This window comes from Streptomyces sp. NPDC002232, from assembly GCF_042890295.1.
In the GTDB taxonomy this organism is placed as follows: Bacteria; Actinomycetota; Actinomycetes; order Streptomycetales; family Streptomycetaceae; genus Streptomyces.
Genome location: NZ_JBIARV010000001.1, coordinates 82,147 through 101,180 on the forward strand (window position 1 = coordinate 82,147; position 19,034 = coordinate 101,180).

19 protein-coding genes and 1 riboswitch are annotated in these 19,034 nt (G+C 72.1%); of the genes, 11 read left to right on the forward strand and 8 right to left on the reverse strand.

The window, feature by feature from the left end; genetic code table 11:
• Positions 1–2: 2 nt before the first annotated feature.
• The 5 genes from ACFYXU_RS00330 to ACFYXU_RS00350 all read left to right on the forward strand — a co-directional run bounded on the left by ACFYXU_RS00330 (position 3) and on the right by ACFYXU_RS00350 (position 4,562).
• Complete coding sequence (locus ACFYXU_RS00330) at positions 3–692, forward strand: glycerophosphodiester phosphodiesterase (RefSeq protein WP_389456026.1); 690 nt, start codon at positions 3–5, stop codon at positions 690–692.
• Positions 689–1,468 carry an SAM-dependent methyltransferase gene (locus ACFYXU_RS00335; RefSeq protein ID WP_389456028.1) on the forward strand — a complete coding sequence of 260 codons (780 nt, stop codon included), beginning with the start codon at positions 689–691 and terminating at the stop codon, positions 1,466–1,468. Before ACFYXU_RS00330 ends, ACFYXU_RS00335 begins: the two co-directional genes overlap by 4 nt.
• Positions 1,468–2,604, forward strand: coding sequence for a sensor histidine kinase (locus ACFYXU_RS00340; protein ID WP_389456030.1), 1,137 nt, complete (start codon positions 1,468–1,470; stop codon positions 2,602–2,604). Before ACFYXU_RS00335 ends, ACFYXU_RS00340 begins: the two co-directional genes overlap by 1 nt.
• Positions 2,601–3,305, forward strand: a complete 705-nt coding sequence (locus ACFYXU_RS00345) for a response regulator (RefSeq protein ID WP_376513816.1) — start codon at positions 2,601–2,603, stop codon at positions 3,303–3,305. Before ACFYXU_RS00340 ends, ACFYXU_RS00345 begins: the two co-directional genes overlap by 4 nt.
• A gap of 96 nt (positions 3,306–3,401) precedes the next feature.
• Entirely contained in the window at positions 3,402–4,562 is a 1,161-nt protein-coding gene (locus ACFYXU_RS00350) for a serine hydrolase domain-containing protein (RefSeq protein WP_389456032.1), read from the forward strand.
• Here the strand turns inward: ACFYXU_RS00350 and ACFYXU_RS00355 are convergent.
• The 3 genes from ACFYXU_RS00355 to ACFYXU_RS00365 all read right to left on the reverse strand — a co-directional run bounded on the left by ACFYXU_RS00355 (position 4,544) and on the right by ACFYXU_RS00365 (position 7,969).
• Positions 4,544–5,122: a hypothetical protein gene (locus ACFYXU_RS00355; RefSeq protein ID WP_389456035.1), complete on the reverse strand. Its 579-nt coding sequence runs from the start codon at positions 5,120–5,122 to the stop codon at positions 4,544–4,546. The genes ACFYXU_RS00350 and ACFYXU_RS00355 overlap by 19 nt on opposite strands.
• Positions 5,123–5,228: 106 nt before the next feature.
• On the reverse strand, positions 5,229–6,392 hold the full coding sequence (locus ACFYXU_RS00360; RefSeq protein WP_329850610.1) for an extracellular solute-binding protein: 1,164 nt from the start codon (positions 6,390–6,392) through the stop codon (positions 5,229–5,231).
• 140 nt (positions 6,393–6,532) lie between these two features.
• Complete coding sequence (locus tag ACFYXU_RS00365; RefSeq protein WP_329850609.1) at positions 6,533–7,969, reverse strand: gamma-aminobutyraldehyde dehydrogenase; 1,437 nt, start codon at positions 7,967–7,969, stop codon at positions 6,533–6,535.
• Between the two features lie 205 nt (positions 7,970–8,174).
• On the opposite strand from ACFYXU_RS00365, the gene ACFYXU_RS00370 reads away from it, so the two are divergent.
• The 4 genes from ACFYXU_RS00370 to ACFYXU_RS00385 all read left to right on the forward strand — a co-directional run bounded on the left by ACFYXU_RS00370 (position 8,175) and on the right by ACFYXU_RS00385 (position 12,092).
• The gene (locus tag ACFYXU_RS00370) at positions 8,175–8,666 is read left to right on the forward strand and encodes an Lrp/AsnC family transcriptional regulator (protein ID WP_329850608.1); all 492 of its coding nucleotides are present in this window, start codon (positions 8,175–8,177) and stop codon (positions 8,664–8,666) included.
• Positions 8,651–10,030 carry an aspartate aminotransferase family protein gene (locus ACFYXU_RS00375; RefSeq protein ID WP_329850607.1) on the forward strand — a complete coding sequence of 460 codons (1,380 nt, stop codon included), beginning with the start codon at positions 8,651–8,653 and terminating at the stop codon, positions 10,028–10,030. Before ACFYXU_RS00370 ends, ACFYXU_RS00375 begins: the two co-directional genes overlap by 16 nt.
• 200 nt (positions 10,031–10,230) lie before the next feature.
• Complete coding sequence (locus tag ACFYXU_RS00380) at positions 10,231–10,959, forward strand: ATP-binding cassette domain-containing protein (RefSeq protein WP_329850606.1); 729 nt, start codon at positions 10,231–10,233, stop codon at positions 10,957–10,959.
• Entirely contained in the window at positions 10,941–12,092 is a 1,152-nt protein-coding gene (locus ACFYXU_RS00385; protein ID WP_389456038.1) for a hypothetical protein, read from the forward strand. Before ACFYXU_RS00380 ends, ACFYXU_RS00385 begins: the two co-directional genes overlap by 19 nt.
• A gap of 86 nt (positions 12,093–12,178) precedes the next feature.
• On the opposite strand, the gene ACFYXU_RS00390 is transcribed toward ACFYXU_RS00385, so the two are convergent.
• From ACFYXU_RS00390 to rlmN, 5 genes are all read right to left on the reverse strand, one after another.
• Positions 12,179–12,826, reverse strand: coding sequence for a dihydrofolate reductase family protein (locus ACFYXU_RS00390; protein ID WP_329850604.1), 648 nt, complete (start codon positions 12,824–12,826; stop codon positions 12,179–12,181).
• 79 nt (positions 12,827–12,905) lie between these two features.
• Positions 12,906–13,928 carry an ABC transporter ATP-binding protein gene (locus ACFYXU_RS00395; protein ID WP_376513807.1) on the reverse strand — a complete coding sequence of 341 codons (1,023 nt, stop codon included), beginning with the start codon at positions 13,926–13,928 and terminating at the stop codon, positions 12,906–12,908.
• The gene (locus ACFYXU_RS00400) at positions 13,928–15,541 is read right to left on the reverse strand and encodes an ABC transporter permease (protein ID WP_389456716.1); all 1,614 of its coding nucleotides are present in this window, start codon (positions 15,539–15,541) and stop codon (positions 13,928–13,930) included. Before ACFYXU_RS00400 ends, ACFYXU_RS00395 begins: the two co-directional genes overlap by 1 nt.
• A gap of 38 nt (positions 15,542–15,579) precedes the next feature.
• The gene (locus ACFYXU_RS00405; protein WP_389456040.1) at positions 15,580–16,674 is read right to left on the reverse strand and encodes a thiamine ABC transporter substrate binding subunit; all 1,095 of its coding nucleotides are present in this window, start codon (positions 16,672–16,674) and stop codon (positions 15,580–15,582) included.
• 75 nt (positions 16,675–16,749) lie between these two features.
• A riboswitch (TPP riboswitch) is annotated at positions 16,750–16,859 on the reverse strand.
• A gap of 29 nt (positions 16,860–16,888) precedes the next feature.
• Positions 16,889–17,995: a 23S rRNA (adenine(2503)-C(2))-methyltransferase RlmN gene (gene rlmN / locus ACFYXU_RS00410; protein WP_056566000.1), complete on the reverse strand. Its 1,107-nt coding sequence runs from the start codon at positions 17,993–17,995 to the stop codon at positions 16,889–16,891.
• Positions 17,996–18,097: 102 nt separating this feature from the next.
• On the opposite strand from rlmN, the gene ACFYXU_RS00415 reads away from it, so the two are divergent.
• Positions 18,098–18,310 carry a hypothetical protein gene (locus ACFYXU_RS00415; protein ID WP_376510551.1) on the forward strand — a complete coding sequence of 71 codons (213 nt, stop codon included), beginning with the start codon at positions 18,098–18,100 and terminating at the stop codon, positions 18,308–18,310.
• A gap of 86 nt (positions 18,311–18,396) precedes the next feature.
• Entirely contained in the window at positions 18,397–18,852 is a 456-nt protein-coding gene (locus ACFYXU_RS00420) for a hypothetical protein (protein WP_389456042.1), read from the forward strand.
• The last annotated feature ends 182 nt before the right edge of the window (positions 18,853–19,034 follow it).

Genomic DNA, 19,034 nt, shown 5'->3' on the forward strand with positions numbered 1-19,034 from the left:
CCATGCGCCCTGTCACTGTCGTAGGCCACCGCGGCGACCCGTACCGCGTCCGCGAGAACACGCTCCCCTCGATCGCCTCCGCGATCGAGCAGGGGGCGGACACCGTCGAGATCGACGTCCGGCTCACCGAGGACGGGGTGCCCGTCCTCCTCCACGACGACACCCTGAAGCGGCTGTGGGGCCACGACCGGCCGCTCGCGGAGCTGCCGCACGCGCGCGTCACCGAGCTGACGGGCGGCGGGGTGCCGACCCTCCGGGAGGCGCTGATCACCGCCGGGGACCATCGGCTGATGCTCGATCTGCCCGGCGGGAACGAGGACTCGGTCCGGGCGATCGTCCGCACGGTCCGCGAGTGCGGGGCCGGGGAGCGCGTCCTCTACTGCGCGGGCGCCGTGGCGATGCTCCAGGTCCGGGCCGCCGATCCGTCCGCAGAGATCGCCCTGACCTGGACCTCGCTCGCCCCGCCCCGGCCGGTGCTCCTCGACGCCGTGCGGCCGAAGTGGCTCAACTACCGCTTCGGACTGGTGAGTCGGGCACTGACCGAGCGGATCCACCGGGACGGGCTGCTGGTCTCCGCCTGGACGGCGGACACCCGTCGCACGATGCGTAAGCTGATCGGGAACGGGGTCGACTCGATCACCACGAACCGGGTCGACGCACTCGCCTCCGTGCTCCGAAGGACGCAGCCATGAACGACCGGATCCGGACCGACATCGCCCACAACGCCCGGGTGTGGAACTACTGGCTGGGCGGCAAGGACAACTATCCGGTGGACCGGGCGGTCGGCGACCGGGTCACCGGCTTCTATCCGAGCATCGGCGAAGTGGCCCGCGCGGACCGGGCGTTCCTCGGGCGGGTGGTGACGCACCTGGCGGCCGAGGAGGGCGTCCGCCAGTTCCTGGACGTCGGCACGGGCCTGCCGACCGCCGACAACACCCACGAGGTGGCGCAGCGGGTCGCACCCGACGCCCGGATCGTCTACGTGGACAACGACCCGATCGTCCTCACGCACGCGCGGGCGCTGCTGACGAGCGCGCCGGAGGGCGTCACCGAGTACGTCGACGCCGACGCCCACGACCCGGAGCGGATCATCGCGGCGGCCGTCGGGACGCTCGACCTCTCCCGCCCGGTGGCGGTGATGATGCTCGGCATCCTCAACTTCGTCCTGGACACCGACAAGGCCCGGTCCGTCGTGCGGACCCTCACGGCCGCCGTGCCCTCGGGCAGCTATCTGGTGCTGACCCACCCGACGCTGGAGCCGGAGCTCGGCGGCGAGGGCAACGAGGCCGCGATGGACTTCTGGAACGAGAACGCGACCCCGCCGATCACCGCCCGCACCCGCGAGGAGTTCACCTCCTTCTTCGACGGCCTCGACCTCCTGGAGCCGGGCGTCGTCTCGTGCTCCCGCTGGCGCTCCGACGGGGGCCACGTGGTGGCGCAGTTCGGCGCGGTGGGCCGCAAGCCGTAATGGGCCTGCGGGGGACGCGGGAGCTGCGGGAGCTCCGCACATGGGGGGCCGCCCATCCGAGGGCGGTGGACATCGGGCTCGCGCTGGTCGTCCAGGCGGCGATGACGATGCCGTTCGTGGTGCCGCGCGGGCCCGAGCTGGAGCCGGCGACCTGGCCCGCGTACGGGCTGACGACGCTCACCGTGGTGCCGCTGGTGTGGCGGCGGCGGGCACCGATGACGGTGCTGCTGGCGATCCTGGCGACGAGCGCGCTGTACAGGCTGGCCGTCGAGGGGCCGGGGCAGCCGCTGCCGTACACGGGGCTGGTGAGCGTCTACACGATCGCGGTGCTGGCGCCGCCGTGGCAGCGGCTGGTGACGGCCGGCCTGATGGTGGTCGCGGTGCCGGTCTCGGTGTGGCTCAACACCCGGTCGGCGCGCGAACTGACCTTCTCGCTCTTCGTGTTCGGCGCGGCCTACGCGTTCGGACGGCTGACCGAGGCCCGGCAGCGGGCGCAGGCGGTGGAGTCGGAGCGGGCGGCGGCGCGGGAGCGGGCCAGGATCGCCCGGGAGATGCACGACGTCCTGTCGCACGCGGTGAGCCTGATGATCGTGCAGGCGGAGGCCGGTCCGCTGGCCGTGCGGGCGGCGCCGGAGCGGGCGGAGGCCGCGTTCGACGCGATCTCGGCGGCCGGGCGCGACGCGATGACCCAGCTGCGCGGGATGCTGGGCGTGCTGCGGGAGGGCGAGGACGCCCCGCGGGCGCCGCAGCCGGGGATCGGCGAGCTGCCCGCGCTCCTGGAGCGGGTGCGGGAGGGCGGTCTGGCCGTCGGGTACGCGACGGAGGGCGGGGTGCGGGCGCTGCCGGCGGCGGCCGGGGCGAGCGTGTACCGGATCGTGCAGGAGGCGCTGACGAACGTGGTGAAGCACGCGAGGGCCCGCACGGCCGAGGTCCGGCTCTCCCACGCCGGCGGGGTCCTGCGGGTCACGGTGACCGACGACGGGCGCGGGCCGCAGTGCGGGCCCGGCGGGCACGGGCTCGTGGGCATCCGGGAGCGGGCCGCCGCGCACGGCGGGACGGCGGAGACGGGCCCGGGTCCGGGCGGCCGGGGATTCGAGGTGCGGGTCCTGCTGCCCGTGGGGAAGGGGACGACATGACGATCCGGGTGGTGGTCGCGGACGACCAGGAACTGGTGCGCAGCGGTTTCGCGATGATCCTGGACGCGCAGCCGGACATCGAGGTGGTGGCGGAGGCCGGGGACGGGGCGGAGGCCGTCGAGGCGGTGCGCCGGCTCGCGCCGGACGTGGCGCTGCTCGACATCCGGATGCCCCGGACCGACGGCATCGAGGCCTGCCGGGCGATCGGCGCGGAGTCCGGCTGCCGGACGGTGATGCTGACGACCTTCGACACCGACGCGTACGTGTACGAGGCGCTGCACGCGGGTGCGAGCGGTTTCCTCCTCAAGGACGTGCGGCGGGACGACCTGGTGCACGCGGTGCGGGTGGTGGCGGCGGGCGACTCGCTGCTCGCGCCGTCCGTGGCCCGGCGGCTCGTGGAGCAGTACACGGCGGGCGGGCCGCGGCGGTCGGATCCCCGGCTGGAGGTCCTCACGGGCCGGGAGCGCGAGACGCTGCTGCTGCTCGCCCGGGGCCTGTCGAACGCGGAGATCGCGGCGGAGCTGGTGGTGAGCGACCACACGGTGAAGACGCACGTGGGGAACGTGCTGGCGAAGCTGGGGCTGCGGGACCGGATCCAGGCGGTGATCTGCGCGTACGAGACGGGCCTGGTCGCGGCGGGCTCTCCCCCGCCCGGGGGAGGCGCGGGGGCCGCTGCCTCCCCCGTGCCGGGGAGGAACTGACCCGCGGAAGACCGCCGGTGCGGGCGATCCGCCGATCGCCGCGGGTCAGCAGGATGGAGCCATCGGGAACAACGGCCCACACCATCGGAGTTGACCATGCGGAAGTCCACCCGCGCCCTGCTCGCCGCCGCCCTCGTCCTGGGGGTCGCGGCGGGCCCGGCGCTCACCCCGGCCTCCGCCGCGACCTCGCGGTCGGCGGTGCGGGCGTCGAGTCCCGATCTGAGCGCGGTGATCGCGGGGCTGCCCCGGGCGGACGCGACGGCCGCGCTGGTCCGGGTCGGCGGCACCGAGGGCTCCTGGCAGGGCGGTTCCGGCGTGCACGACCTGGTGACGAACGCCCCGGCGGACCCGGCGGCCCGCTTCCGCGCCGGTTCGGTGACCAAGGTGTTCACCGCGGCGACCGTCCTCCAGCTGGCGGCCGAGGGCCGGATCGATCTGGACCGCCCGGCGCGCGCGTACCTCCCGGAGCTGATCCCCGGCCGCTACGGCACGGTGACGGTGCGCCAGCTCCTGAACCACACCCACGGCATCCCGGCGGCCGAGCTGCCGGGCGGGACGGTCGAGGAGTGGTACGCGAACCGCTTCGCGGTCCACACGCCGGAGGAGCTGGTGCGCTCGGCGACGGCGCGGCCCCGGGAGTTCCGGCCGGGCACGCGGCAGCACTACCTGAACATCGGCTACACGATCGCCGGGCTGATCGTGGAGCGGGTCACGGGCGACACGTACGAGCACCAGGTGGAGCGGCGGATCCTGCGCCCGCTCGGGCTGCGGGACACGTACTTCCCGGGCGCGGACCCGGAGATCAGGGGCCCGCACAACCACGGCTACCAGACGATGCGGCTCGACGACGGGTCGACGGGGCTGCGGGACGTCTCGGTGTGGGGGACGACGGACGGCTGGGCGGCCGGCGACCTCGTCTCGACCACCGCCGACCTGGAGCGCTTCACCCGGGTCCTGTTCCGGGGCGGGGTGGTGCGCGGGCCGCTCCTGGAGGAGATGTTCACGCTGCCGAAGGTCCCGGACCTCGCGTCGGGCGAGCCGGCGGCGTACTCCGCCGGGCTGTCGATGAAGCGGCTGGGCGGGCGCGAGGTCTGGGGCAAGACGGGCGGCCGCTGGGGCTACAACGCGGCGATCGCCTCCACCCGTGACGGCGCCCGCACCCTCGTCTACAGCGTCAACGCCACCGATGCCAAGGGCCAGGAGATGAACCCGACGGCCCTGGGCCTGATGGTGGCGGCCTACGGCCTGCCGGACTGAGCGGGGCCCGCGGCCGCGACCGGGGTGGGGCCCGTCGCCGGGGCCCACGTGGGGCCCGCCGCCTCCAGGCGCTTGATCAGCCGGCGGACGTGCAGCAGCGGCAGGATGCCGATGACGCCGAAGGACATGTCGACGACCGACCACCAGAAGGGGATGCCCCGGATCGGTCCGCAGACCAGGGCGAGGGGGATGATGCCGACGCAGGCGATCATGCCGAACTCGACGACCCAGATGTTGCGGACGGGGTCGCGGTAGGGGCCGTGGAAGGCGACCGCGATGACGAGGTGGGCGAAGGCCAGCCAGTCGGTGCCGTAGAGCAGGTACGGGGCCTGGCCGTCGGCCGTCTCCAGGCCGCCCCGGACCCGGTGGATCCACTCGGCGAGGCCGGGCAGGAGATCGGCGACGGGGGACGCCCAGCCGGACAACGCGGAGTCGAGGACTCGGAGTTCGGTGACGAGCGGGAAGGCGGTGGCCCCGCTGAGGACCAGGCAGACGGCGAAGACGATCAGCCAGACGCGGATGCGCGTGAGAAGGGCTCTCGGCCCGTTCGTGTCGCTCATGGGGACAACGTACACCCCTCTTGAACGCGTTCAGAAAGGCGGGGCGGCTCTTTTTGATCGCGTTCAGAAATGACCCCGGTGTGCACGTCGCTCCTGAGCGTGGAGCTCAGAGCCCGACGATCGCGTTCCACCTCTTCGCGAACTCCTGGCGCTCCTCGGAGGTGATGTCACGGGCGATGGCCAGCCGGCTCCGCATGCCGGAGTCCGGGAAGATCAGCGGGTCCTCGGCGAGCGCCACGAGCTCCTCGTCGCCGGAGTCGGCGAGCACCTGCTGGGCGGCGGGCACCGGGCACACGTAGTTGACCCAGGCGGCGAGTTCGGCGGCGACCTCGGGCTCGTAGTAGTAGTCCACGAGCTTCTCGGCGTTGGACTTGTGCTGCGCGAGGTTGGGGATCATGAGGGACTCGGCCCAGAGCTCGGCCCCCTCCTCGGGGACGACGAACTCGATGTCCGGGTTGTCGGCCTGGAGCTGGATGACGTCGCCGGAGTACGCCTGACAGGCCAGGACGTCGCCGGTGGACAGGTCCTTGATGTAGTCGTTGCCGGTGAAGCGCCGGATGTGCTTCGTCCGCACCAGCCCCTCGATCTGCTCGCAGAGGGCGTGGAAGTCGTCGCCGGTCCACCGGGTCACGTCGACGCCGTTGCCCAGCATCAGCAGGGCGAAGGACTCGTCGAGCCCGGAGAGCAGGGTGACCTTGCCGCGCAGGTCGTCGGCCCACAGCTCCCGGGTGGAGCGCAGCTCCCGGCCGAGCTTCCTGCGGTTGTACGCGATGCCGGTGATCCCGGACTGCCAGGGCACGGTGTGCAGCCGGCCGGGGTCGAAGGCGGGCGACCGCAGCTGCGGGCTGAGGTTCTTCGCGACGTGCGGCTGGGCGGCGCGGTCCATCTCCTGGACCCAGCCGAGGCGGACGAAGCGGGCCGCCATCCAGTCGCTGACGACGATCAGATCGCGGCCGGTCTCCTGGTGGTTCATGAGGGACGGGCTGATCTTGCCGAAGAACTCGTCGTTGTCGTTGATCTCCTCGGTGTACCGGACGGATATCCCGGTCCGCTTCCGGAAGGCGTCCAGGGTGGGCCGCTTCGAGGTGTTCTCGTCGTCGGTGTCGATGTACAGCGGCCAGTTCGCGAAGTCGAGCGTCCGGTCGCGCGCCGAGAGGTCGCGGCCGGCCCGGTCGCCCTCCTCGACGTAGGCGGCGGGGACCCCGCAGCCGGCGAGCAGGGACGCGGCACCCACACCGCCGATGCCGCGCAGCAGGGACCGGCGGGACATGTGTTTCCTGGCAGTCGCTCTCACCCGGTCAGCATCCCGCCCGCATGCGACCTGCGGCAATGGACGGTCCGTCGAGCGACGGCGCGCGGCCCCGACACCCTGTCGATCGGGTGCCGGGGCCGCGCGGGGGGCCGGAAGGATCAGCCCAGGGAGGTCATGACGTGCTTGATGCGCGTGTAGTCCTCGAAGCCGTACGCGGAGAGGTCCTTGCCGTAGCCGGACTTCTTGTAACCGCCGTGCGGCATCTCGGCGACCAGCGGGATGTGGGTGTTGATCCACACGCAGCCGAAGTCGAGGGACTTGGACATGCGCATCGCGCGCGCGTGGTCCTTGGTCCAGACGGAGGAGGCGAGGGCGTACTCGACGCCGTTCGCGAACTCCAGGGCCTGGGCCTCGTCCGTGAAGGACTGGACGGTGATGACCGGGCCGAAGACCTCGTTCTGCACGATCTCGTCGTCCTGCTTGAGGCCGGAGACGACGGTCGGGGCGTAGAAGTAGCCCTTGTCGCCGACGCGGTGACCGCCCGCCTCGACCTTGGCGTGGGCGGGGAGGCGCTCGATGAAGCCGGCGACCTGCTTGAGCTGGTTGGCGTTGTTGAGCGGGCCGTAGAGCACGTCCTCGTCGTCCGGCTGACCGGTCTTCGTCTCGGCGGCGGCCTTGGCGAGGGCGGCGACGAACTCGTCGTGGATGGACTCGTGCACGAGGACACGGGTCGCGGCCGTACAGTCCTGGCCGGCGTTGAAGAAGCCCGCGACCGAGATGTCGCCGACGGCGGCCTCGATGTCGGTGTCCTCGAAGACGACGACCGGGGCCTTGCCGCCCAGCTCCAGGTGGACGCGCTTGACGTCCTTGGCCGCCGACTCGGCGACCTGCATGCCGGCCCGGACCGAGCCGGTGATGGAGGCCATCGCGGGGGTCGGGTGCTCGACCATGGCCTTGCCCGTCTCGCGGTCGCCGCAGACGACGTTGAAGACGCCCTTGGGCACGATCTGCCCGATGATCTCGGCCATCAGGACGGTCGACGCGGGGGTCGTGTCCGAGGGCTTGAGGACGACGGTGTTGCCCGCGGCGAGGGCCGGGGCGAACTTCCACACGGCCATCATCATCGGGTAGTTCCAGGGCGCGACCTGGGCGCAGACGCCGACCGGCTCGCGGCGGATGATCGAGGTCATGCCCTCCATGTACTCGCCGGCCGAGCGGCCTTCGAGCAGCCGGGCGGCACCCGCGAAGAAGCGGATCTGGTCCACCATCGGCGGGATCTCCTCGCTGGCGACGAGGGCGGTGGGCTTGCCGGTGTTCAGCACCTCGGCGGCGATGAGCTCCTCGGCCCGCTCCTCGAACGCGTCCGCGATCTTGAGGAGCACCTTCTGGCGCTCGGACGGCGTGCTGTCACGCCAGGCGGGGAAGGCCGCGGCGGCGGCCTCCATGGCGGCATCGACGTCGGCCTGCCCGGAGAGCGGGGAGGTGGCGTACACCTCACCCGTGGCCGGGTTGGTCACCTCGATGGTGCGGCCGTCGGCCGCGTCGCGGAACTCCCCGTTGATGTAGTTACGCAGCCGGCGCAGCTCGGTGGTCACTTGCCACCCCTCCTGTCACGTTCTGTCTTCGCACGTCCTTGTGCGGTGTCCCGATGGGCGAGACACCCCAGCCTAATCGCTCGACTGACGCTTTCAACAGCCCCGACCCCTCCCAACTTCGGATTCGGTGAGATCTGGAGCCCATCACAACGAATTTCATCGATCCCGGCTTGCGTGACTGCCCATCTCGGTGCACAGTGAAGGCGTGGCCAGTCGAAGCACAGACCCCAGAACCGGAACCGGTTCGTCCCCGACGATCGACGCCGTCTCCCTGGCGATCATCGAACAGCTCCAGCAGGACGGTCGCCGCCCCTACGCGGCGATAGGCAAGGCCGTGGGCCTCTCCGAAGCCGCCGTGCGGCAGCGCGTCCAGAAGCTGCTCGACCAGGGCGTCATGCAGATCGTCGCCGTCACCGACCCGCTCACCGTGGGATTCCGGCGGCAGGCGATGGTCGGCATCAACGTCGAGGGTGACCTGGATCCGGTGGCGGAGGCGCTCACGGCCATGGCCGAGTGCGAGTACGTGGTGATGACCGCGGGCTCCTTCGACCTGATGGTGGAGATCGTCTGCGAGGACGACGACCACCTGCTGGATGTGATCAACAAGCGCATCCGCACCCTGCCCGGCGTGCGCTCCACCGAGAGCTTCGTCTACCTCAAGCTCAAGAAGCAGACCTACATGTGGGGAACTCGATAATCGTGACCCAGGACCTCAGCAAGACCGCCTACGACCACCTGTGGATGCACTTCACCCGCATGTCGTCGTACGAGAACTCGCCCGTTCCCACCATCGTGCGTGGCGAGGGCACCTACATCTTCGACGACAAGGGCAAGCGCTACCTCGACGGTCTCGCGGGTCTCTTCGTGGTCAACGCCGGACACGGCCGCGAGGAGCTGGCCGAGGTCGCGTACAAGCAGGCCAAGGAACTCGCGTTCTTCCCGGTGTGGTCGTACGCGCACCCCAAGGCCGTGGAGCTCGCCGAGCGCCTCGCGGACTACGCCCCGGGCGACCTCAACAAGGTCTTCTTCACCACGGGTGGCGGCGAGGCCGTCGAGACCGCCTGGAAGCTCGCCAAGCAGTACTTCAAGCTCCAGGGCAAGCACACCAAGTACAAGGTCATCTCGCGTGCGGTCGCCTACCACGGCACCCCGCAGGGCGCCCTGTCCATCACCGGCCTGCCGGCCCTGAAGGCCCCCTTCGAGCCGCTGGTCCCCGGCGCGCACAAGGTGCCGAACACCAACATCTACCGCGCCCCGATCCACGGCGACGACCCCGAGGCCTTCGGCCGCTGGGCCGCCGACCAGATCGAGCAGCAGATCCTCTTCGAGGGCCCCGAGACCGTCGCGGCCGTCTTCCTGGAGCCGGTGCAGAACGCCGGTGGCTGCTTCCCGCCGCCGCCCGGCTACTTCCAGCGCGTCCGCGAGATCTGCGACCAGTACGACGTGCTGCTCGTCTCCGACGAGACGATCTGCGCCTTCGGCCGCCTCGGCACGATGTTCGCCTGTGACAAGTTCGGCTACGTGCCGGACATGATCACCTGCGCCAAGGGCATGACCTCGGGCTACTCCCCGATCGGCGCCTGCATCGTCTCGGACCGCATCGCGGAGCCGTTCTACAAGGGCGACAACACCTTCCTGCACGGCTACACCTTCGGTGGCCACCCGGTGTCCTCGGCGGTCGCGATCGCCAACCTGGACATCTTCGACAAGGAAGGCCTCAACCAGCACGTGCTGGACAACGAGGGCGCCTTCTTCTCGACGCTGCAGAAGCTGCACGACCTGCCGATCGTCGGCGACGTCCGCGGCAACGGCTACTTCTACGGCATCGAGCTCGTCAAGGACAAGGTCACCAAGGAGTCCTTCACGGACGAGGAGACCGAGCGCGTCCTGTACGGCTTCCTCTCCAAGGCGCTGTTCGAGAACGGCCTGTACTGCCGTGCCGACGACCGTGGCGACCCGGTCATCCAGCTGGCCCCGCCGCTGATCGCCGACCAGGGCACCTTCGACGAGATCGAGGGCATCCTGCGCAACGTGCTCACCGAGGCCTGGACCAAGCTCTAAGGTCCCCCAGCATCACGCCGCCCTCACGGCGTGACCCCGGCCCGGGTGTGCGGCCATCCGAGTGGATGGCCGCCGCCCGGGCCGTGTGCTGTCCGTACAAACGGATCTGAATCCTTACGGTGCGGGTGACCGACAGACCCGTCCCTTCGTTCCCCCGGACGGGGGAAGGCGAGTATCGGATCCGACACGAGGTGTACGCGATGGCCCCACCGGACAACGACGTGCTCTGGGCGCGTTCCCTGCACTGCGCCCTGGGCGGTTCGGAGGCGCTCAGCGGCGTCTCCCTCGGCGCCCGCGAGGGCGAGATCCTCGCCGTCGTCGGCCCCCGGGGCAGCGGCAAGACCACCCTCCTGCGCTGCCTCTCCGGCCAGCTCGTCGCCCAGCAGGGCGAGGTCTGGTTCAACAGCGCCCCCGTGCACACCCTGGGCCCCGCCCAGCGCGAACGGCTCCGGCGCGAGCGCTTCGGCTGGATCGACCCCGAGCCCGGCCTCGTCCCCGAGCTCACCGGCTGGGAGAACACCGCCCTGCCGCTGCTGCTGCGCGGGACCTCCCACCGCGCCGCGAAGACCGCCGCCCTCGAGTGGCTGGAGCGGCTCGACATCGGCGCCTGCGCCCGCAAGCGGCCGCACGCCCTCACCCAGTCCCAGCGCCAGCGCATCGCCATCGCCCGCGCCCTGGTCACCATCCCGCCGGTGCTCTTCGCCGACGAGCCCACCGCCACCCTGCACCGGGCCGACGGCACGCAGGTCCTGCGCACCCTCACGGCGGCGGCCCGCTCGCACGGCATCACCGTGCTCCTGGCCACCCACGACGGCGAGGTCGCGGCACTCGCCGACCGCACCGTCGCGCTCCTCGACGGACGCCGGGTCGGCGCCGTACCTCCGGTGTCCGGGGCGGAGGGCGTCGCCGCGTGCTCGCTCTCCGTCTAGCCCGCGGGACCCACCCCCTCGTCCTCACGCGCCGGCTCCTCGTCGCCGCCGCGGCCGCGGGGGTGGGCTTCCTCCTGCTCTGCACCCTCGGATACGCCGTCGGGCACCCCGGGCGCTCCTCCGCCTCGGTGCTGCGGCTCCTCTGGTGCGCCCTGCCGCTCGCCGCCACCGTCCAGTTCGCCGTCGCGGTGGCCCGCACCGACCCCAGCATCCGGCCGCGCCCCGGGCTCTCCGCGATCGGCCTCGGCCCCGCCCGCCTCACGGCGATCGCCGCCGCTTCGACGGCCGTCGCCTGCACGCTCGGCTCCGCGGTCGCGCTCCTGTTCTACCTGCACCTGCGCGGCGACATCACCGGCCTGCCCTTCGACGGGGCGGCCGCCGGACTCCTCGCCGCCGACCAGCCCGTCCCGCTCGCCGCCGCCCTCACCCTGCTCGCCGTGCTCCCGATCGCGGCGGCGACGGCGGCCGGTCTGGCGCTGCGCCCCCGCCCCGCGCCCGCCGCGCCCGAGGGCGCCGAGACGTCGATGCCCTCCGGGCTGCCCTGGGGCGTCGCCCTCGTCGCGGTCGGGCTCGCGATCGAGACGTACGCCGCACAGAGCGGCGCCGGGAACGCGCTGCCCCTGCCGGGCCGCTTCGACGGCAGCCCGGCGGGCGTCCTCGCCGGCTGGGTCCTCACCGCCGCGGGCCTCGCGCTCGCGGGCCCCGGCCTCGCCCACGGCTGCGGCCGGCTCCTCCAGTCCGTCCGGCCGGGCGCCACCCGGCTGCTCGCCGGCCGGGTCCTCATGACCGAGGCCCGCCGCATCGGCCGTCCGCTCGGCGTGGTCAGCGCGGTGCTCTCGGGCACCCTCGCGGCGGCCTCGCTGTACGCCGCGGACACGGACTCCGACGCCTTCGGCCCCCTCACCGGCCTCGGCGCGACCCTCGTCCTGGCCTGCACCACCGCCTCGCTCCTCACCGCGGCGCTGGAGTCCCGGCAGGGCCGCGCCCACACCACCGAGGCCCTGCTCCGCATCGGCGCACCGGCCACCGTCCTGCGCACGGCGGCCCTGCTCCGCGCCGGGGCGCTCCTCGCCGTCTTCCTCCCCCTGACCTGGGCGGTCGCGAGCCTGGCGGCCCTCCCTCTGACGACCTGACGGCGGGGGCCGCCCCTGCGGGCGGCCCCCGGTGGTACGGCGCGGACCGCGAAGGTCTCGCCGTCCGGAGCCGTCCCCCGTGCGGGTCACTTCCGCCAGTACAGGTGGTGGGTCACGGTGCCGCCCGGGCTCGGCACGACGTCGCGGTGGAAGCGGTCGAGGAGCTCGTCGGGCGAGTCCCAGAGGCGCACCCCGGCGCCCAGCTCCACCGGCGAGACCGCGACGTGCAGGGTGTCGACGAGGTCGGCGTCGAGGAACTCACGGACCGTGGTGGCGCCGCCGCCGAGACGGACGTCCTTCCCCTGCGCCGCCTCCTTGGCGGTCGCGAGGGCCGTCTCCGGGTCGGCGTCGATGAAGTGGAACGTGGTGTCGGAGAGCGTGAACGAGGGCCGCGGATGGTGGGTCAGCACGAACACCGGCGTGTGGAACGGCGGCTCCTCGCCCCACCAGCCGCGCCACTCCTCGTTCTCCCAGGGCCCCCGCAGCGGGGAGAACTTGTTGCGGCCCATGATCTCCGCGCCGATGTTCCGGGCGAAGTCCCGGGTGAAGTAGTCGTCGAGCCCCCGGCTGCCTCCGGGGTCGGTCCGGTTCGGCCAGCTCGCCGTGGCCCCGGCCCACGCGAAGAGGGTGCCCGGGTCCGCGTGCCCGAACGGCCGCTCCAGGCTCTGCCCCTCCCCCGTACCGAATCCGTCGGACGAGACCATGAAGTTCTGCACTCTGAGCAACTGGGCCATGACTTCCTCCCGGCGCGGTCGACAGTGAGACGCCGTACGAACAGGAGACTCCCCCGGCCCGGAAAACTCATCGCAGCGCTCACGGCATGTCGTCCCCCAGCACCACCACGTCCTCCGGACGGAACTCCAGCCCCACCCGGGCGCCCTCCTCCGGAGCCTCCCGGAGCGGCAGCTCGGCCTCCAGCGCGGGCCCCTCGGCCGGGCGCAGCCGTACGACGACGTGGCTGCCCCGGAAGGTCCGGCTCTCCACGGTCCAGGCCGGGTCCCGCGCCACGAGCCGCACGCCGCCCGGGCGGACGAGGAGCCGCCGCTCGCCCTCCGGCGAGCCGTCCGGGACGGGGATCGGGCCCCACACAGTCCGCGCGGCACCGCCGGTGACCGTCGCCGCCACCACGTTGTCGAAGCCGAGGAAGCGCGCCACGAACTCCGACGCCGGCCGCCGCCACACGTCCACGGGCGTCCCCGACTGGGCGATCCGCCCGTCCCTCATGACCACCACCCGGTCGGCGAGCGCGAAGGCCTCGCCCTGGTCGTGGGTGACGGCGAGGACCGTCGTCCCCAGCCGCCCGAAGAGCTGCCGCAGCTCCACCACGAGCCGTTCCCGCAGCCCCCGGTCGAGCTGGCCGAGCGGCTCGTCGAGCATCAGGAGCCGGGGCCGGGGCGCCAGCGCACGGGCCAGCGCGACCCGCTGCTGCTCGCCGCCGGAGAGCGCGGCGACGGACCGCCGCCCGGCTCCGGGCAGGCCGACCAGGTCGAGCAGCTCCCGCACCCGCTCGGTCTGCTCGGCCTTCCGCGCGCCCCGCATCCGCAGCCCGAAGGCGACGTTGCCCCCGACGTCCCGCTGCGGGAAGAGCTGGTGGTCCTGGAACATCAGGCCGACGCCCCGCCGGTGCACCGGCACCCCGGCCTGGTCGGCGCCGCCGAGCAGCACCCGGCCGCCGTCGAGCGCCTGGAGCCCGGCGACGGACCGCAGCAGGGTGGACTTGCCGCTGCCGCTGGGGCCGAGCACGCACACGATCTCGTGCTCGGCGACCTCCAGGTCCACGGCGTCCAGCACGGCCCGCTCCCCGAACCGTACGGTCGCGTCCTCGATCGAAAGCATCAGAACTCCCCGGAGGTCCGGTCGGTGCGCAGCCGTTCGAGCAGCAGCAGGGACACCGCGCACACCACCATCAGAATCGTCGAGAGGGCCATCGCCTGGCCGTAGTTGAGCTCGCCCGGCCGGCCGAGCAGCCGGGCCACCGCCACCGGCAGGGTCGGGCTGTCGGGCCGGGCGATGAAGACGGTCGCCCCGAACTCGCCGAGCGACACGGCGAAGGCGAACCCGGCCGCGACGAGCAGCGCCCGGCGCACCAGCGGCAGGTCCACCTCCCGCCAGGCCCGCCAAGGCGAGGCGCCGAGCACGGCCGCCGCCTCCCGGAGCCGCTCGTCGACCGCCCGGAGCACCGGCAGCATCGTCCGTACGACGAAGGGCACGCCGACCAGGGCCTGGGCGAGCGGGACGAGGATCCAGCTGGCCCGCAGGTCGAGCGGCGGCTCGTCGAGCGTGATGAGGAAGCCGAAGCCGACGGTGACGGCCGAGACCCCGAGCGGCAGCATGAGCAGCGCGTCGAAGCCCCGGCTGAGACGCCCGGCCCGCCGGGTGAGGGCCGCCGCCGCGAGCCCGCCGACGGCCACGGCGATGGCGGTGGCGGCCAGCGCGTACCGCAGGGAGTTCCCGATGGCCTCCAGCGGCGGGACGAGGAAGGTACCGGACTCGTCGAGCGAGCCGAGCGCCCGGTAGTACCGCAGCCCGTATCCGTCGGGCCCCGCGAAGGAGCGCTCCACGAGCACTCCCAGCGGCAGCAGGACGAGCAGCGCCACGGAGACGAGGACGCCGCCGAGCAGGGCCCACTGTCCGGCGCCGCGCGGCCGGCGCGCGGTGGTCTCCGGCGCCACCAGCCGCAGCGCGGTCTCCCGCCGCCGTACCGTCCAGGCGTGCACGCCCAGGATCGCGCCGACGGCGACGAACTGGACGAGGGTCAGGACGGCGGCCGTCCGCAGGTCGAGCAGCCGCGCGGTCTGCCGGTAGATCTCGGACTCCAGGGTGGAGTAGGCGTCCCCGCCGAGGATCTGCACGACACCGAAGGAGGTGAAGGTGAAGAGGAAGACCATGAGGGCGGCCGCTCCCACCGCCGGCACGAGCGCCGGCAGCGTCACCGTCCGCCAGGCCCGCAGGCGCGAGGCGCCCAGGACCCGGGCGGCCTCCTCCTGACGCGGGTCGAGCTGCGCCCAGAGGCCTCCGACGGTCCGTACGACGACCGCGTAGTTGAAGAAGACGTGCGCGAGGAGGATCGCCCACACGCCGGTGTCGAGGCGCAGCCCCCACAGCTCGTCGGTGAGCCCGTGCCGGCCGACGAGCGCCAGGAACGCCGTGCCGACGAGGACGGTCGGCAGCACGAACGGGACCGTGACGACGGCCCGCAGCACGCTCTTGCCGGGGAAGTCGAAGCGGGCGAAGACGTACGCCCCCGGCAGCGCGACCAGCAGGGTCAGGCCGGTGGAGGCGAGCGCCTGCCAGAGGGTGAAGCCGAGCACGTCGAGGATGTCCGGCCGGGTCAGCGTCTCGCCGATCCCGCCGAGCCGCCAGGTGCCGTCGGGCCGCAGCCCGCGGTCCACGATGGACACGACGGGCCAGGCGAAGAAGAGCCCGAAGAACGCGACGGGCAGGGCCATCAGGCCGAGCCGCGTCACGCTCCCCCGGACGTCCCGGGTCACTTCAGGACGAGCGACGACCACTGCTGGATCCACGGGTCACGCTTCTCTGCGATCTTCTCGGGTGCCATGGTCTCCGGCTTGTCGACCACGACGCCGTGCTTCGTGAAGAGCTCGGGCAGGGCCGCGTCCTTCGCCACCGGGTTGACGAACATCTGGAGCGGCATGTCCTCCTGGAACTTCTTGGAGATCAGGAAGTCGATCAGCGCCTTGCCGCCCTGGGGGTTCTTCGCGCCGTTCAGCAGGCCGGCGAACTCGGTCTGGCGGAAGCAGGTGCCGGTGGAGACGCCGGTGGGCGCCACCTTCGGCTGCGGCTCGCCGTAGAGCACCTCGACGGGCGGGCTGGAGGCGTACGAGACGACCAGCGGCCGGTCGCCCTTGGCCTGCTTGCCGCCGGCCGAGCCGGAGAACTCCTGGTTGTAGGCGAGCTCCCAGCTGTCGACGGTCTTCACGCCGTTGGCCTTGAGCTTCTTCCAGTAGTCCGGCCAGCCGGCGTCGCCGTACTTCGCGGCCGTGCCGAGCAGGAAGCCGAGGCCCGGGGAGGACCGCTCCGGGTTCTCCACGACCAGCAGGTCCTTGTACGCCGGCTTCGCCAGGTCGTCGAAGGTCACCGGCGGCGCCAGCTTCTTGTCGGCGAAGTACTTCTTGTCGTAGTTGACGCAGATGTCGCCGGAGTCGACCGGGGTGACCCGGTGCTCCTTGTCGAGCTGGTACGCGGCCGGGACCCGGTCCAGGCCCTTCGCCTCGTACGGGACGAAGATCCCGTTGTCGAGGGCGCGGGACAGCAGCGTGTTGTCGACGCCGAAGAAGACGTCGCCCTGCGGGGAGCCCTTGGTCAGGATCTCCTTGTTGACGGCCTCGCCGGCGTCGCCGCTCTTCAGGACCTTGACCGTGAAGCCGGTCTGCTTCGTGAAGTCGGCCAGCACCTCCTTGGAGGCGTTGAACGAGTCGTGGCTCACCAGCGTCACCGTCTTCGGCGCGGGCTGGTCGGTCTTGCCGGCCGCGCCACGGCTCTCTTCGGTGCCGCACGCGGCCAGGCTGGTGACGCCGAGCGCCGCGACGAGCGCGGCGGCGGCGGCCTTCTTGATGCTCACTGGATTCCTCCTGGGTGTGACCAGGAAGAGACGCGGCCCTGCCCGCGTCCGGGGGACACGGGCAGGGCGCAACAGCTTGAGTTGCGACCGAACTTCCTACCCAGAATGACCTGGGCGAGGTTCAGAGGGTCTGCGGTCTACGGTTACCGCACTCTCAGCGCTGTGGCGCTCCCCTGTCGGAATATGGAGATGTGTTCGAGCCCAGACTACAAGGTCAGCGCTCGGCGGCGGCGAGCTGTCCACAGGCGCCGTCGATCTCCTGGCCCCGGGTGTCCCGGACGGTCACCGGGACGCCGTGGCGGGCGATGGCCTCGACGAAGGCCTTCTCGTCCTCCGGGCGGGAGGCGGTCCACTTCGAACCGGGCGTCGGGTTCAGCGGGATCAGGTTGACGTGCACCCGCTTGCCCTTGAGGAGCCTGCCGAGCAGGTCACCGCGCCAGGCCTGGTCGTTGATGTCCCGGATGAGGGCGTACTCGATGGAGATCCGGCGCCCGGACTTCTCCGCGTACTCCCAGGCCGCGTCGAGGACCTCCCGCACCTTCCAGCGCGTGTTGACGGGCACGAGGGTGTCGCGCAGCTCGTCGTCGGGCGCGTGCAGGGAGACGGCGAGACGGCACTTGAAGCCCTCGTCGGCGAAACGCAGCATGGCGGGCACGAGACCGACGGTGGAGACGGTGATGCCGCGCTGCGAGAGGCCGAGCCCGTCGGGCTCGGGGTCCGTGAGGCGACGGATGGCGCCGACGACCCGCTTGTAGTTGGCGAGCGGCTCGCCCATGCCCATGAAGACGATGTTGGAGAGCCGCGCCGGGCCCCCGGGCACCTCGCCGTCGCGCAGGGAGCGCATGCCGTCCACGATCTGGTGCACGATCTCGGCGGTCGACAGGTTCCGGTCGAGGCCCGCCTGCCCGGTGGCGCAGAAGGGACAGTTCATCCCGCAGCCGGCCTGCGAGGAGATGCACATGGTGACCCGGTCCGGGTAGCGCATGAGCACCGACTCCACGAGCGTGCCGTCGTGCAGCCGCCACAGGGTCTTGCGGGTGGTGTCGTCGTCGCACGAGATGTGCCGCACCACGGACATCAGGTCGGGCAGCAGCTCCCCGGCCAGCTTCTCCCGCGAGGCGGCCGGGATGTCGGTCCACTCGGCGGGGTCGTGGGCGTACCGCGCGAAGTAGTGCGTGGACAGCTGCTTGGCGCGGAAGGGCTTCTCGCCGATCGCGGCGACGGCCTCCTTCCGCTCGGCGGGCGTGAGGTCGGCCAGGTGCCGCGGCGGCTTCTTGGCTCCGCGGGGGGCGACGAAAGTGAGTTCTCCGGGCTTGGGCATGGTTCCCCCAGTGTCGCAGACGGAACGCGGTGACCGGGGTCCCGAGGATCCGGTACGGGCCGCCCCGCGCCGTTCGGGGCCGTTCCCGGGCATCCTGGAGGTATGGACAGTGCCCCGATCGTCGTCCATCAGCCGTCCCCCACCGGCGGGAGGCGCGTCACCGCGCGCGGCAGCATTCTCGGCCTCGCCCACAGCGACGAGGACGTCGTCGAGTTCCTCCGCCGCGCGGGCCTCCCGGACGCCGAGGACCTCCTCGACGACCCGGCCTGGGTCAAGTGGCGGGGCGGCCGAGCCCACGAGTACGAGGCGGCTTGACGACCGGCTGCGTTTCCGCGGAACACGACGCGGTGCGCTGCGGGGCGGGATTGAATGGAGTCCTGGTTCTGCGTGGGAGGGGCGTCATGTTGGCTGAGGGGCTCGCGGCCATCGCTGCGGCGGGGGCCGGAGCGGTGGTGCAGGCGGCGGGAACAGACGCCTGGGAAACGGTGCGGGACCGTGTGAGAAGGATTTTCGGCGCACATCAAGAGCGCACGGTGAGTGAGTCGCTCGACCATACGTCGGCGACGCTGCAGCTCATGGTGCGTGAAGAGGACCGTGAACGCGAGCTGGCGCGGCAGGCGGCCTTCTGGCGGCTCAGGTTCGAGGAGCTTCTGGCCGGCAGCGAGGGTGAGCGGAGGCAGGCAGCGGCAGCCCAGTTGTTGTCCCTGGGGGACATCTCGGAACAGACACCCGCGTCTCGCCATACGTTCACGGGGAATGTCTCGGTCAGGGCCGACAGAGGGTCGGTCGCGGGGGTCGTTTTCGAGGGCGACGTTCATATCGAAAACCCTCGTTCGCCGGGCCGGTCTCAGGGCTGACCGCTTCCGGGTCGCATGGGCCCTCAGTGAGCGCGGACACGTCCGTCTATGCCTCCGACGGCGGTCTCGCCATCGGGAGTGTCCAGAACTTTCACGCGCCGCAGCCGACCTCACGCGTCTCGTGGCCTCATCAGGTGGGAGTGGTTCCACTCGAAGCTCACTGCTTCGAGCCGAGACCGACT